Origin of the sequence: Desulfoluna spongiiphila (assembly GCF_900101345.1) — a bacterium.
GTDB lineage: Bacteria > Desulfobacterota > Desulfobacteria > Desulfobacterales > Desulfolunaceae > Desulfoluna > Desulfoluna spongiiphila.
In genome coordinates this window covers 1-15,507 of record NZ_FMUX01000041.1, presented here as the reverse complement: position 1 = coordinate 15,507, position 15,507 = coordinate 1, and the positions used below count along the sequence as shown (strand labels likewise).

The 15,507-nt window shown below is 57.1% G+C and carries 11 protein-coding genes; 8 read left to right on the top strand and 3 right to left on the bottom strand.

The window, feature by feature from the left end; translation table 11 throughout:
• On the bottom strand, positions 1-737 hold a 737-nt coding region (locus BLQ12_RS26505; protein ID WP_175470086.1), incomplete at its 3' end, for a histidinol dehydrogenase.
• A 1,131-nt stretch (positions 738-1,868) separates the two neighbouring features.
• On the opposite strand from BLQ12_RS26505, the gene BLQ12_RS26500 reads away from it, so the two are divergent.
• From BLQ12_RS26500 to BLQ12_RS26465, 8 genes are all read left to right on the top strand, one after another.
• A complete protein-coding gene (locus BLQ12_RS26500) occupies positions 1,869-3,215 on the top strand; it encodes a uroporphyrinogen decarboxylase family protein (RefSeq protein WP_092215963.1) in 1,347 nt (448 codons plus the stop codon).
• Positions 3,216-3,447: 232 nt separating this feature from the next.
• Positions 3,448-5,193 (top strand): ASKHA domain-containing protein, encoded by a 1,746-nt coding sequence (locus BLQ12_RS26495; protein WP_092215961.1) that lies wholly within the window; start codon positions 3,448-3,450, stop codon positions 5,191-5,193.
• 1,059 nt (positions 5,194-6,252) lie between these two features.
• Positions 6,253-7,245: a TRAP transporter substrate-binding protein gene (locus BLQ12_RS26490; protein WP_092215959.1), complete on the top strand. Its 993-nt coding sequence runs from the start codon at positions 6,253-6,255 to the stop codon at positions 7,243-7,245.
• A gap of 744 nt (positions 7,246-7,989) precedes the next feature.
• Positions 7,990-9,426 (top strand): trimethylamine methyltransferase family protein, encoded by a 1,437-nt coding sequence (locus BLQ12_RS26485; RefSeq protein ID WP_092215957.1) that lies wholly within the window; start codon positions 7,990-7,992, stop codon positions 9,424-9,426.
• A 589-nt stretch (positions 9,427-10,015) separates the two neighbouring features.
• Positions 10,016-11,386: a monomethylamine:corrinoid methyltransferase gene (locus BLQ12_RS26480; protein WP_092215955.1), complete on the top strand. Its 1,371-nt coding sequence runs from the start codon at positions 10,016-10,018 to the stop codon at positions 11,384-11,386.
• A gap of 145 nt (positions 11,387-11,531) precedes the next feature.
• On the top strand, positions 11,532-12,185 hold the full coding sequence (locus BLQ12_RS26475) for a cobalamin B12-binding domain-containing protein (protein WP_092215953.1): 654 nt from the start codon (positions 11,532-11,534) through the stop codon (positions 12,183-12,185).
• 219 nt (positions 12,186-12,404) lie between these two features.
• On the top strand, positions 12,405-13,301 hold the full coding sequence (locus BLQ12_RS26470) for a GTP-binding protein (RefSeq protein WP_092215951.1): 897 nt from the start codon (positions 12,405-12,407) through the stop codon (positions 13,299-13,301).
• Positions 13,302-13,475: 174 nt separating this feature from the next.
• A complete protein-coding gene (locus tag BLQ12_RS26465; protein WP_092215949.1) occupies positions 13,476-14,204 on the top strand; it encodes a DUF1638 domain-containing protein in 729 nt (242 codons plus the stop codon).
• 53 nt (positions 14,205-14,257) lie between these two features.
• Here the strand turns inward: BLQ12_RS26465 and BLQ12_RS26460 are convergent, their stop codons facing one another.
• Positions 14,258-14,488, bottom strand: a complete 231-nt coding sequence (locus tag BLQ12_RS26460; RefSeq protein WP_092215948.1) for a VF530 family protein — start codon at positions 14,486-14,488, stop codon at positions 14,258-14,260.
• A 740-nt stretch (positions 14,489-15,228) separates the two neighbouring features.
• On the bottom strand, positions 15,229-15,507 hold a 279-nt coding region (locus BLQ12_RS26450), incomplete at its 5' end, for a histidinol dehydrogenase (RefSeq protein WP_175470085.1).

Here is a 15,507-nt window from a genome sequence, read left to right as displayed (position 1 = left end):
ACCAGGTCAACCGCAACGGTCATGGCATCGGCAGTCTTGTCGGCGATGACGGAAGACTCGGTGGGGCCTGCGAATACGTCGATGGCGCATTTTCCGGTACCGGAAAGGATGGCCTTGGCTTCGGCGACAAAGGCGTTGCCGGGACCGACGAGGATGTTTGCGGGCTTATCGGTGAAGAGGCCGTAAGCCATGGTGGCAATGGCCTGAACGCCGCCCATTTCGATGATCACATCGGCACCGGCAAGCTCCATGGCGTAGACAACGGCAGGAGCAATGCTCTCACCACGGGGAGGGGAGCAGGCGATGACGGTTTTGACGCCGGCAGCCTTGGCAGTGGCAACGCTCATGATGGCGGAGCAGGCATGGGCAAAACGGCCACCGGGAACGTAGCAACCGGCCACTTCCATGGGGATAACCTTCTGGCCGAGACGCACACCTTCGATGGTCTCTTTTTCGAACTCAACGATGCTCTCACGCTGAGCCTTGGCAAACCCTGATACCTGATCGTAGGCAAACTGAAGGTCTTTTTTGACCTGCTCGGGAACTTCGGCGATGAGCTTGGCTTTTTTCTCATCGGAAAGGATGAAATCACCTTCCCAGTTGTCGAATTTCTTGGCAAGCTCACGAACGGCTTCTTCGCCTCGGGTTTCGATGTCCTTGAGAATCCCTTCAACGATAACGCGTTTCTGGTCGCTCACTTCTTCAAAGCTGAGTTCTGCTTTTTTAATATACTCCATTGCAAAAATCTCCGTAAGTAGATCGCTTTCTATATTGTATGTCAGAAATTTCCCGTCGGTACGGAGTAAATTAGCCAGTCCAGATGAACATTGTCAATGATTTTATAAAATCTTTTTAAAAATTTCTTTAAACTTTCGTTAAAACATTTTGATCAGTCGCAAAGCGCCGAAAGAGTATCTGACATATATACAGGACGATACGCCCGACACGCGAAACGTTCCCTTCCCTGCATGGCGTTTGTCCGCAAACGAAACAGCGATCCATGTTCCATCCCCGGTCCGAGCCACGCCCCTTTGCCCGCATTTGTATCAGCGTTCCGGGAACATCATACCACAAGCCTTACCCACCACATATATTTAATGGTATAAGCAATCCATAATCCCACATTATGAGAGCTCTATCGAACTATCCCATATGATACAACAACAAGACCATAAAATCCTTTTCTCCACCCCTCGCACCCGATTTGCTCCGCATCTCCGGGTTCAGTCGGCACATTTTTTGAATGTGACATCAAAGCACCCCATGGTGAGAGCGGCCATCGGGTTTCGGGAAAAGGAACAACAGGCACTGCTGCCCAAAGGACGCAACGAAGCACAGCGCCTTTGCCCACGACGGAGAGGGTTGACGTTTGGGGCACCTGCCCCGCAGCTGGCTGATCCCACACAAGGGGCGCAGGCAAAAAAACCTAAGGAACCGGCCATGGCACAGGGGCATCGAAATTATTCGAAGATTTCGAAACACCCCTACCCAAGGGCATCGGTAACGGGCATTTGGCCCCGCCCTCCCCTTTATCAACCCGAAGGGATGGCCCATGTGCTTATATCTAACAGGAGACGCAGTTAAATCAAGGCGCTTTGAACACAACAAAAAAGAGATATTCAGTAAACATTCCAGGACTGAATTGACGTCGTCGAGCCACGCAACATCCCGCAAGATTTGCGTAAAATATTTTATAAAATATGTTTTAACACTTTGTTGATTTTTTTTTATAAAAGCTCTTGACGGGTAAATCAAAAAGACTCATAAGTGTAGTCAAAGACCCGAGGGAACATTTTCAACCCCCACCCATCGGTGTCGGATGTGACTATTAAAAAAAGCCAACACGCATAGATTTCAGGAGGTGTAGTATGGACGGCAAGTCTCTCATCTTAAAAGCACTCAACCACGAAGACGTACCCCGCACGCCCTGGGTACCCTACACAGGGGCCCAGATTGCAAACCTCAAAGGGTATGCTGCCGATGAAATTTTTAAAGACGTCGACAAGCTGGTCGAGTGCCTTCTGGAAGCCGAGGCACAGTATGCACCGGACGGCCTGCCCGTCATGTTCGACCTTCAGGTGGAAGCCGAAATCCTGGGATGCGACCTGAAATGGTACCCCAACACGCCACCCACGGTCTGCAGCCACCCCCTTGCAAGCGACTTCACTGTCCCCACGAAGCGCCTGACCAAAGAGGACGGCCGAATTCCCATCATCATGGAAGCCACCCGGCGCCTCAAGGAAGCCAAGCCCAACATCGCCCTTTACGGCCTGGTCTGCGGCCCCTTCACCCTGGCCTCCCACCTTCGCGGTACCAACATCTTCATGGACATGTACGACCAGCCCGAAAAGGTCAAAGAGCTGATCAATTATTGCGAAGAAGTGGTCAGCGAATACGCCGGCTTCCTCATCGATGCGGGATGCGATGTTGTCGGCGCGGTGGATCCCCTTGTCTCCCAGATCTCTCCGGCCTCCTTTGAGCAGTACCTGACCGAACCTTTTTCCGCCTTCTTCGCCAAGGTCCGTGAACGTCAGGTTCCCTCCTGCTTCTTCGTCTGCGGCGATGCCACCAAGAACATCCCGGCCATGTGCAAGACCCTTCCCGATGCGGTTGCCATCGACGAGAACGTGGACATCGTGGAGGCCAAAAAGGTCACCGATGAACACGGCATCCTCATCTCAGGCAACCTCCAGCTCACCATCACCATGCTCTTCGGCACCCAGCAGGACAACCAGCAGGCCGCCATCGACCTCATGGATGCCCTCGGCACCAAAGATTTTATCCTTGCCCCGGGCTGTGACATGCCCTTTGGCGTTCCCCCGGAGAACATCGTGGGCGTGGGCATGGCGGTGCACAACAAGGAGGCCGTGCGCAAGGCCCTTGCCACCTACGTCAAAAAAGACGACCTCCCCGAGATCGAGCTGCCCGACTACGACAGCCTGGACCACGTCCTCATTGAGGTCGTCACCATCGATTCCCAGACCTGCGCCGCCTGCGGGTACATGGTGGCCTCCGCCAGGGACGCTGCCGCCCCCTTCGGCGACAAGGTCAAGGTGGTTGAGCGATCCATCATGTACCCTGAAAACGTGGCTTTCATGAGCAAAATCGGACTGGCCAACGCACCGGCCATGCTCATCCACGGCGAGATCAAGCACATCTCCCTGATCCCCACCAGCGAGACCCTGACCGCTGAAATCAATGCCGCCATGAAGTAACTGAGTTGCGCCACGGGAGGCCACGCGGCCTCCCGTGGACGCCCCGGTTTTTCTTTGGTATGTAGACCACCGGATAAAAAGAGGACGGGGGCCGTCTCACCGGAAAGGTCGTCCCGTCCATCTGCCCCCTTGAAAACCCGGGCATTCTCCATCTCAATGTCCACTTTTACAGCGTGGCCGTTTCTGACCGAGAAGCCCCTCTCATGACCCGCGAGTCAGCAGGAATGTGCCCATGACCGTTACCATCACCGTTGCCCACGACCGGAATGAAACCAGCCTTGTGGTCCCCAAAGACAAACCCCTCGTCTCCGCCCTGCGGGAAGCCCGGCTCCTTGTGGCCCCTTGCGGTATCGGAAAATGCGGAAAATGCAAGATCCTCTGTGCCACGGACCCCACAGATGAAGAAAAAAGCCTTCTGACTCCCATGGAACTTGAGGCCGGTGTGCGCCTTGCCTGTTACACATGGCCCGCCGAGGGCATGCGCATCACGGTTGCAGACCGGCAGAACCTGAAGGTCCTGACCCGGTTCCGCACCGAAACCTACGAGCATGTACCCGTCCTTGAAAAAAAACCGTTTCAACTCGCCCCCCCGGCCATCCTCGATCAGTCTCCTGACCTGGACCGCCTCATGGCCGCTGCGGGTGCCCGGACCCACGCTCTGCCCCTGACCCAGCTGCAGGCACTGCCCGAGTTCCTGAGGCGCCATGACTTTTCCGGCCATGCCGTCCTTGACGGCAAGACCCTGGTGGGCTTCAGCGAAGAGGAGAGCCACCTGGGACTCATCGTGGACATCGGCACCACAACCGTTGCGGCCATGCTGGTGGATCTTGCCACGGGAAACACCGTGGGCGTCAGCGGCTCACACAACGCCCAGGCCCCCTTCGGTGCCGACGTCATGACACGTATCCAGTACAGCATGGAACACGGCACCGAGCCCCTCACCGCGGCCATCGTCGATCAGCTCAACACCCTGCTGGCCGGACTCCTCTCAGGAGCAGAGGCACGGGACGTCAGCCTCATCGCCCTGGCCGGAAACACCACCATGATGCACCTGCTGTGCGGAATTTCTCCTGAGTTCATCAGCAAGGCCCCCTTTATCCCCGCCACCTTGAGCGGCATGCAGATACCCGCCCGGGAGCTGGGCATCCTCTCCGACGGACGGGCCTTCCTGCTCCCGGGGGTCTCCGCCTACATCGGAGCCGACATCGTCGCCTCCCTTCTGGCCACCGGGGCCGTGGGCAAAGACGAGACCTTTCTTTTGGCCGACATCGGCACCAACGCCGAGACCGTTCTCTACTCTGGCGGCATCTGCTATGCCTGCTCGGCCGCCGCCGGCCCCTGCTTTGAAGGGGCCAACCTCAGCTGCGGCATGCCCGGGCAGCCCGGGGCCATCGACTCCGTCTTCAAAACCGACGACGGGTTCGGCACCACCGTCATCGACGAGCGCAAGGCCACTGGCCTCTGCGGTTCCGGTGTCATTGACGCCATCGCCCTGCTGCTGGACGAAGGCGCCCTGGACCCCACGGGGCGACTCCAGAGCCGGGGCTCCCTGGCCCATGCCATTTCCGGAGAGAAAAACGAGATCCGTTTTGGCCTCACCCCACGGGTTGACCTGACCCAAAAAGACATCCGTGAGGTCCAGCTGGCCAAAGCGGCCCTGCGGGCCGGCATTGAAATCCTCATGCAGGAGGCGGGCATCACCTGCCAGGAGATCGACACCCTCTACCTGGCCGGAGGATTCGGGTCTGCCATTCACCCGGAAAGCGCCACCCGCATCGGCATGATCCCCCACGGGCTCCTCACCAAAATCTCGGTGCTGGGCAACGCAGCCTCCTTCGGAACCCTGCGCTATGTCACCGAAGCCCAGGCCGTGGAGACAGCCGATGCCGTTCGCCGCCACACGCGGCATATCGAATTGTCGGCCCACAAGGCCTTCAGCATGGAATACATGAACCGCATGATGTTCGCAGAGGATTAACACCTCAACGGCAATGCCCATCCACATGTCGTTTATGATGTCCGTTTCTGTTTCGCGACTCGATGCCAGAGCCCTGAATCACCGAAGCATGCCATCACACAACCCCGGCAAGACCCCTTGTCGGGGTTGCTTTCCCTCTGCGCTCCCCCCAAAAAAACGGTCTTCACATGCTCCCGTCCCTTGACCGCACCTTTAGGATCCCCCCCCTATTCAATTCCACTGAGGCAAAAAAATTGTCTTAAATGTGTATGGCGCCATGCGCACAAAAGTAAAAGCAGAACGGCATCGCCCCGTATGGCACTGCGGAGCGACACCCAGCTATACATTTGAAAAGCCCGGAAATTTAGGGGGCTTTCTAAATCTTTGAAAAATTGCTAACCTGATCATTATCCAGGTGCCTCTTTATAGAAAAAAGGGTTACAGCCGAGCCAGGCGTTGCAGCGCACTTAGACCTGGATGCGGCAAGGACAGTAAACGCCGGTTACTCCCCTGTATGGGCCGACAGCGCCGGAAAACAATGCCTCTCACGGGAAAGGCCCATGGCCCGGAGAATGCCCGGACACCATGACAAAACAAATAAAGTTCCCCTGGTATGGATATTGCTCATTTATAAATTATCCAAGTAAGGAACCCGCCCGGCAAAAACCGACCCGCAGGGTCCCTGTGTGCATCGCCTTAAGATAAGGCTGTCACCACATGCATTCACGGATGGGCGGGGTCGATGGGCGCGATGGCCTGACCCGTGATCGTTTTTGGGGTGCCCGTGGTTGATGTCCACCATGGTACCGCCCGCAGAAACGGTCTTTCCGGGCAAAGGCAGGTTGCCCGTTCGAGTCCCTTCTTGGTTTTGGTGTGCGGGTGTGTGGCCCGCATGGGAAGGAAGTTGTCTTTGACAATCGCAAGGACAGGTGGCCCTCTTCCGGAAGTCCCGATTCAACGGTACACATCGGTTCATTGGTTCCGGGCAGTGAGCCCGGATGCCAGGCCTGGACCATGTGTCTGAAAAAATCGGGTTCCCCGGTGAGGGCAGTAATTAACCAGCAACGTTAGGAGTAAGTGATGTTCAGGAAATTATGTATCACCGCCATCGCAGTTTTCGCCATGGTCATGACCGTCCAGGGTGCATCAGCAAAACAGGTTATCCGAGTGGGGATGGGGGATGCTCCCGATTCGGACCAGGGCTACGGCGCCCGCTTCTTCAAGCAGGCAGTGGAATCCGAGTCCAATGGTGAAATTGAAGTGCAGCTGTTTCCTGGCGGACAGCTCGGCACGGAAACCGAAATGCTTCAAAACGTTCGTCGAGGAACCCTTGATCTCTGCTATGTCGGGATCGGAAACGCCGTTCCCTTTGTCAAGGAACTCGGCACCCTGACCATGCCTTACCTCATTGAAAACCACTACGATGCCATCAGGGCAACCACCGGATCCCTTGCATCCCACTGGAACGACCTGTGTACCCAAAAGGGTGGTTTCCGTATCATGCACTGGGGCTACTCCAACTTTCGTTACATCACCAACTCTGTCCGACCCGTAAAAAAACTTGCCGACATCAAAGGGATGAAAATCCGTATCCCCCAGAACAAAATCCTTATGGCCACCTACAAGGCCTGGGGCGCCAACCCCGTCCCCATGGCCTGGTCTGAAACCTTCACCGCCCTTCAGCAGGGCGTCGTGGACGGCCAGGACAACCCGTATATCGTAAACTACACCTCCAAGTTCCATGAAGTTCAGAGCTACCTGACGGAAGTTCACTACCAGTACTCGCTCCAGCCCATGATTGTGGGGGAACGCAACTGGAAAAAATGGGACGCAAAAACCAAGGACATCATCGCACGCGCAGCCCAGGAAACCCAGCAGTACTGGATCGCCTACCAGATCCTGGAAGCTGCCAATGCAAAAGAGGGCATGATCAAAGGCGGTGTTGAGGTCAGCACCCTTGAAGACGAGGCGCAGTGGAAAAAGCTGGCCGTTGAAAACGTATGGCCTGAGTATTACGACTTCATCGGTGGCAAGAAGAACCTGGACCTGGTCCTGAAGGCCCTGGGAAAATAAAAGTCGGATAAACCCGACGTGCGCTGAGGGGAAATACCCCTTGCGGTAAGCCCCTGCGGCACAAAAAACCAGAAAACCCCAAAAAGGGGAAGGAGCCCATCCTTCCCCTTTTTTTGTGGCCGATTCTTTGCCTTCTCCCGCAACGCCCCCTTTCCAGCCCCCCGCCCTCCTGCACAGAACAGATTTCGGCTTCCATCTCCCATGCCATCCCACCTGAGGGTTACTGCTGCACCGTCCCGACCAGCAAAAGAGACCACCCTGCCCCTTTTCTTCCATTGCCGGTCATGGATTGTCAGGATTCTGGCATGATTGTTGCTCATATAATACCTCAAACATGAAGAAAGCGGTGAGGCCGGATAATCAGACGTATCGCTTCGGTCACCCCGGTATCACAAGACAGCATAACACGCCGAAATATCATGGGTACCGAGGGTTGCACCCCAATTGAATCATCCCCAGTCAGGGTGCCGCCCAACCCGTGAGCCAAGGCTTCCGAAAGAAGGGATTCGATTTTGTAGTAAAAGTTCGAAATGCTTCAAAAGCTTTCTTGAAAACCGGCGGGGACGCCCTTTGGATGAACCGGAGCCAGCAATACACGAACAGACCGCCAGAGCTGCCGGTTGCTCGAAAGAGCCTGGACCCGACTGCCGACTTTAAAAAAATACGTTCATCAGCGCGTGGGATTCGTCGAACACGCCCCACAGAATCGACGCCCCACACATCACTTGAGGAGGTTGTTTTTAGATGCTGAAATCCAACAGATTCAGACTTGCGGACGATGAGATGCTTGACCAGATCCACGAAGCCACCGTTGAGGTCCTTGAGACCTGTGGTGTGGATTTTGAAGATGAAACCGCCCGCCAGATCATGAAAGACGGCGGATGCGAAGTGGACGGCTGGCGCATTAAAATTCCCCGCGCCATCCTTGAAAAGACCATTGAGCAGGCCCCAAGCTCATTCATGTTCCATGGCCGCAATGAAGACAAATCCTTCCTGGTGGGAGAAGGCCAGAGCCGACCCCACACCGACCCCAGCTTCGGGGCCGTCCGCATCCACGACATCGAGACCGGATACCGTGACTGCACCATGGACGACATGACCAAATTTTTCACCCTGATCCAGTCCAGCGACATCTGCGACATCGGCGGGGGCTGGCCCGTGGAACCCGCTGACATCCCCGAAAAAAAAGCCCACCTGCACGTCTTTCGTGAAATGGTGCGTCACACAGACAAACCCCTTCGAAGCTTTGTGGGAACCACCGAAGAGGTGCAGGAGTACTTCGAGCTCTATGAGATCGCCAAGGGTGAAAAAGGATACCTGGACACCCACACCTGCATGTTTGCCAGCATCAACCCGGTGAGCCCCCTCACCTACGCGGCGTTCCCCCTGCAGACCATGATCGAGCACGCCAAGAAAAAGCAGGCCATCTGTACCCTTACCTGTGCCATGAGCGGCATCTCCGCCCCCATGAGCATCATGGGCGCCGCGGTGATGCAAAACGCTGAAATGCTGGCCGGCAACGTCCTGCTCCAGCTGGTGAACCCCGGGACGCCCTACATCATGGGCCCCGCATCCTGCCGCCCCGACATGAAATCAGGACTTTATGCCAACGGCTCCCCCGAGGCCAACATGATCAACGGCCTCAGCATCCAGATGGCCGTGGAGCGGTACAAGATCCCCGTTCGCATCATGGCCGGCATCACCGACGCCAAGGTGGTGGATGCCCAGGCCGGCATGGAGACCATGCAGACCCTTATCCATGCCGTCATGGCAGGGGCCCACTGGATCCACGGCTGCTTCGGCTCCATGGACTCCCTGAACGCCACCTCCTTTGAAAAAATCATGCTCGGGGAAGAGGCCTTCTCCCGCGTCCTGAGGCTTCTGGAGGGCCTCAAAGACTGGGACAAGGACACCACCGTCTCCGAAATCGTCCACGCCGGCCCCAGGGGCACCTATTTCATGGAGCCCACCACCGTCATGAACTTCAGAAACACCTGGCGCCCAACGGTGTCCACCCAGGAGGCCTACCAGAACTGGGCGGACGCAGGATCCAAGGACTTCAGCACCATGGCCCGTGAGCGCTGGGAAAAAATGCTCGCCGACGCACCGGAGAGCCTGCTGGACGACGACAGGGAACAGGCCGTCAACGCCTTTGTGGAGGCCAAGCTAAACCAGGCGTAGACACAAATCCCAATGTTGAGCCGGGACAACGATCACGTCCCTTTACGAGCCCCCCCGGGGTGGCCACCCCGCCCCGGGAGGGCAAGGCGGTCCTGGATGCTGGGACCCCATGGGTCCACAGCATCCAGGGTCACGCCTTAAAAAAACCACATTGAGCAATAAAGTAAGGAATATTTGTGCGCACGGACAACAGAATTTTAAATACAATGTATCATTGCGTATAATGAATATTTCAAATAGCAATTAAAATGCAAAATATAACTATTTTTTATCGATATTTTACTTGACAGAAGAACAACGATTATTTTATAAAATTTTTCATAAAACAACACATCGACCACCCCCGAGATGGGGTGGCTACCCGAGTCACCCACGTGAAAAGGGATGTGGAACAGCCCTCCGGCCCACACCCTTTGCCTCCGCGACACCGGACAGTTCGCGGCACCATGGCGGGCAGCCCCAAGCATCTCGGCAGGAAACAGCCAGCGGCGACCATGCGACAGTGAAAGTGGTTCACTGCCGTAAAAAAACAGGCGGTTCGGACGCTGACTGTATCTACCCAACATTCTCTCTGGGAGGAGACAGGCGCATGAAAATCATCGACATCTACAGACGATGCCTCAACGGCGAGGAAATGAATGAAAACGACTACGATATCAATGTCGTTTTCCCTGCCATGATGCAGCTGGCTCAGAAATACAACATCAAGTACAACCCCGAGGACCCCGTCTCCTCTGATGACGACCTGGCTGATCGCGTCTTTGAAGCCGCCCTCGAATTCTTCGTCGATGCCGGCATGTACTGCCAGGACACCGGACGCGTGGTCAAGTTCACCAAAGAGGAAGTCCTCTATGCCATCAGTGAATCGGCCCGTCCCCGCTGCATCGGTGGCGAAAAAGAGAGCCGCAAGGAATGGCGCTGCCGCAAGCCCGACGAGAACTCCCGCCCCTGGTGCCACATCGGCTCCGGCATCTACACCAGCACCGATGAGCTCTTCCTCAAGCTGGTGGAAGGCTACGCCCGCATTGAGCGTGCGGACTCCATGGCCGTTCCCACCCTGATGAACGACCCCGAAAGCGACTCCGATGTGCCCTTTCACCCCTCGGAGGTGATGGCCTGCATCCACAACATGAAGATGGCCCGAAAGGCCACCGTCAACGCCGGGCGCCCCGGCTTCCCCGTCTTCAACGTGGTCCCCGCCTCCGGCGGCCCCGTCAGCACCCTGGCGGCCAGCCACCCCAACTGCGGCACCAGGACCTCCGACGGCTGGCTCTGCGCCTTCTACCCCGAGTTTAAGCTCAAAAAAGACACCCTGGACAAGATCTGCTACCTCCAGGAGATCGGCGGCAACATCGCAGGGGAGGCCAGCACCCTGTTGGGCGGCTACTGCGGCGGCCCCGAAGGGGTTGCCATCTGCGTCACCGCTTACGCCATGATGTCCTGCATGCTGGGCGCTCAGTACTTCCTGAACTTTCCCGTCACCTTGAAGGGCGCCATCTCCACCACACGCCAGCTTCTCTGGGGCCTGGGCCTCGGTTCCCAGGCTGTGTCACGCAACATCTACCTGGCCACTTACAACTCCGGATACTCCGCAGCCGGCGCCGGCACCAAAGAGTACTTCTATCAGTCTGCCGCCTACATCCTCACCGGTGTGACCTCCGGGGTCACCACCGGTACGCCCTTCCCCGCGGCCGGTGTAAAAATGGACGGCATGACGCCTTTGGAGGCCAAATTCCACACGGAGATGGCCGACGCGGCCTGCCAGCTCACCAGGGCCCAGGCAAGCCCCATCGTCGTCAAGCTCCTTGAAAAATACGAGCATACCCTGGACACCCCCGACCTGGGCATGACCTACCCCGAGCTCTTCGACCTGGACACCAACACGCCCAAGGACTTCTACCAGAAGATGTACGAAGAGGTGAAAGCAGATCTCGTTGAGATGGGTGTTCCCATCAAGTAGACGAAAGGCACCCAAAAGATCCGCAGGGTCCGCTGGCCCCACAAGGCCCGGCCCCTGCACACCAACGATATGCATCGGAGTGCCCCAACCCCATTCCGATCAGAACAAAAAAGACCCGACCAGGTAACATACAAAGGAGTACACCATGTCCCAGACCCATTTTGACAACCTTCGCGATGCCATCACCTCCCTCAACGCAGCCAGCGCTGCCGATATCGCCACCAAAGCCATTGCCGAGGGCGTAGAGCCCGTTGACCTTATCACCAACGGCATCCGTACAGGCCTTGATATCATGGGCGAGAAATTCAGCACCGGCGATTGCTTCCTGCCCGAACTCATGCTCGCAGGCCGCGCGGCAGACTCTGCCGTTGCCATCATCGAGCCCGCCATGCTCGCCTCAGGCAACGCCGACGAAAAACTGGGCAAGGTGGTCATCGCCACCGTCAAGGACGACCTCCACGACATCGGCAAAAACATCGTGGCCCTGATGCTCCGTTCCGCAGGCTTCGACGTCATCGACCTCGGTTGCGACAAGTCCAAGGAAGAGATCTTTGCCGCCGCCGAAGAGAACAACGCCGACATCGTGGGTCTTTCCACCCTCATGACCACCTGCATGGCCATCGTCCCCGAGTTCATTGAGCTTCTCAAAGCCAAAGGCGTACGCGACAAGTACAAGGTCCTCGTGGGCGGTGCCCCCCTGAACCCCCAGTTCGCAGCAGAGGCAGGGTGCGACGGCTACGCCGCCGATGCATCCAAATGCGTGGAGATGGCCAAAGAGCTCATGGGCATCGCGGCCTAAGCACAGCCCTGGTATGTCATCCACCCCACCGCAACTGCCCCCGGGCAATCCCGGACAGGGGGGACCATAACGGGTGTGCCCGGCCCCATGCCTGCGCCATAAAAAAAACCCGCCCCCTGCCCGGATCGCATCCGGGAGCTGGGGGCGGGTTTCCCTGTTTTCAAACACACCGAAAACAGGTATACAGTCCACCTGACATGCAACCAAAGGAGTCTTGCCATGAAAACCCCCATCATTGTCCTCACCGGCTTTTTAGGAAGCGGAAAAACCACCCTGATGCAGTACCTCCTCGACCAGTTTCCGGATAAAAAGGTGGCCGTGCTCGTCAACGACTTCGGTGAAGTCCCCGTGGATGCAGCCCTCCTCTCCGGCCACGGCATCCCCGACGACATGCTCTATGAGGTCAACGGCGGCTCCATCTTCTGCGCCTGCTTGAAAGACAACTTCGTCCTCGGCTTAAAGGCCCTGGCCGAATGCCGACCCGACCTGATCCTGGTGGAGGCCTCGGGCATGGCCGACCCCTCGGGCATCAGCCCCATGATCCGAAACGCAGGGCTCGGCGACGCCTGTGAACTGATGTGCACCCTCTGCGTGTTTGACGCCATCAAAAGCCTCAAACTCGCCCGGAACCTGGCCACCATCGAACGTCAGGTCTCAAATGCCCACTACATCCTGCTCAACAAAACCGACATCGCCGAAAAAGATGAGGTGGACGCCGCAACCGCCTATATCCGCGAAAAGAACAACCGGGCCATCATCTGCCCCACCAGCCACTGCCGGTTCAATGTGGAGCTCCTTAAAAAAGAGATGGAAAACCCCTTTGCCATGATGCCCAGCCTCAACACCTCGGACAATCGCCCCGACGCCTTTACGGTGGAGAGTGTCAACGGCCCGGTGGACGCCTTCCTTGAGGCCCTTAAACACGAAGAGGACCTCCTGCGCGTCAAGGGATGCCTTACGGAAAACGGCCGCCATTACTACATCTCCGACACCGGGGCCGACATCGAAAAAAGGGAAGAAAAAGAAAACTTCACCCCTGTGGTGATCATCACCATGCAGGACAAAGGCGAAACGGTCCGGCACCGACTCAAAGAAGCGGGATTCCTGGACGCGTGAACCGCAAAAAATGAAAAACAAGCCTCTGCGGCCCTGCCGGGGGCCAAACGTCTGCCTGATCTATAAAAAGCGGGGTTGCAACCGCTTTCAAGGTAGCACACCTTGCCGCCGGAGGCTTTCTTCCATACACGTTCACCATAGAAGGCATTCATTTTTTACACAGGAGAGATAACAATGAAGATGGCTGTGATTGCGTGTGAGGTGATGCGATATGAGCTTGAGATGCTATGTGCAGGCATGCAAGAGGCGCCGTCCCTTCATTTTCTGAGGCAGGGGCTCCACGACACGCCAAAGCTTTTAAGGAAAGAGGTCCAGGCCACCATCGCCAGGGTGGAAGAAGAGCACCCGGAGCTCACCCGCATCGTTTTGGGATACGGGCTGTGCGGCAAAGGGCTGGAAGGGGTAACGGCAGGACGCTGCGAGCTTGTCATTCCGAGGGTGCACGACTGCATTCCCCTGCTCATCGGATCCGTCTCCGCCCACCGGGAGGCCCACGGCCGGGAGTGCGGAACCTACTGGTTCTCCCCGGGCTGGCTCACCTGGTCGGTGATCCCCTACCTGGACAACCGCACCGTCCGCCTTGCCCACTATGTGGAAAAGTACGGCAAAGACCGGGCCGACCTCCTCATGCAGATGGAGGACGGGGTCCTTACCAACTACACCCGGGCCTGTCTCATCCAATGGCCTGGCCTGGGAGAGGCTTACCGGGAGCAGGCCGCAGAGGCCGCCCGGCGATCCAACCTGCCCCTCGAAACCATGGAAGGAGCCCCCGGTTATCTGGCGGAGCTCCTCTCCGGTTCCTGGGATGAGACCCGGTTTGTCCGCATCCCCACCGGACACACCGTGTGCCAGAGCATGGACGCCGAAGAGGTCATCGTCCCGGGTGAACCCGCCCAGGGATAAGGGCCCGGACACACAGATCCCGTGCCCGCCCCCCAAGACCCTGCGGGCCGTTTCTATGGTCGTTTTGCCTTGGGCAGGGCAAGGTAGAGATTTTCCACTTTTTTTCGTGCCCAGGGTGTCTTTCGAAGAAATTTCAGGCTGGATTTTACAGAGGGGTCGATGTTGAAACACCGGATGTCGATACGCTTTCCCAGGGCCTCCCAGCCATAATGGGCGACCAGTCCGGTCACGATCTGTTCCAGGGTCACCCCGTGCAGGGGATTGTTCACTTGCGGGTCACTCATAAACGGCAGTGCCTTCCTTCATCAGTATAAAAACATGCAGGCGGCAAGGCACATGCCCTCCCCGCCCCACAGGCTTTCAAAGGGTGGATTGATTATAAACCGGCGCACACCTGCCCGGCCTGTTCCCTTGTACACCCATTGGGGATCACTCCACAACGCTATCTTTGACCTAAGCCCCACCGTCTTTCCCCATAAAAAAAAGGCCGCCACCTTGTTCAGGGGTGCGGCCCTTTCTTTCATCGTGTCTGTTGCGGGTGCCTCCGCCTTCAAAGGAACCCCGCACGAGGACTGTCGCCGACGGCATGTGGGGGCACACCTCCAGCAACATGAAACCAGACTGAACAAGGCCGGAGGCGTTAGGATACCTCCGGCCTTGTTCAGAATGTAAGGAGAGAAGTCGGCAGCCCGTCAGGGTATCACCTGCAAAAGCAGGTTCAGCATGTCTCGTGCCAACGGTCCAGTCGCACTCAGGCTGCCTCGGTAATCAAGGATTACTCATATGTAAACCCGAAAGGTAATGTGGCGTACATCGCCCCACGGGGTGGAAAAAATATATGTAAACCCGAAGAAATCGCATCACAGGAAGTGCCGTCTCATCCCTGTAACATGGCGCTTCCTGTGTGCGTCGGGATTATGTCTTGCTCGTTCCCTGTGCCGTCCGGGAAGGTAGTCGGTGACACGGGAGGGTCTTGCTGAGAGGGAAAACACCGCATGCCATGATCCGGTGTTTTCCGAATCCCTTAGTACTTGGTCTGGTCGTACACTTCGAAGTCCCACTCCTGGTTGGGGTAGAACTTGCGAAGACGCCAGTCGCAGGCGCGTGCGTGGCCTTCCATGCCTTCCACTCGGGAAAGACGGGAAGCGGCACCGCTAACCAGGAGGTTGGCTTCGGGCTTAATCTCCTGGTAGGTCATGATCTTGAGAAACTTGTGGACGTTGAGGCCACCGGACATGTAACCGGCCTTCTTGGTGGGAAGGATGTGGTTGGTGCCGGAGCATTTGTCGCCCTGGGGTACGGT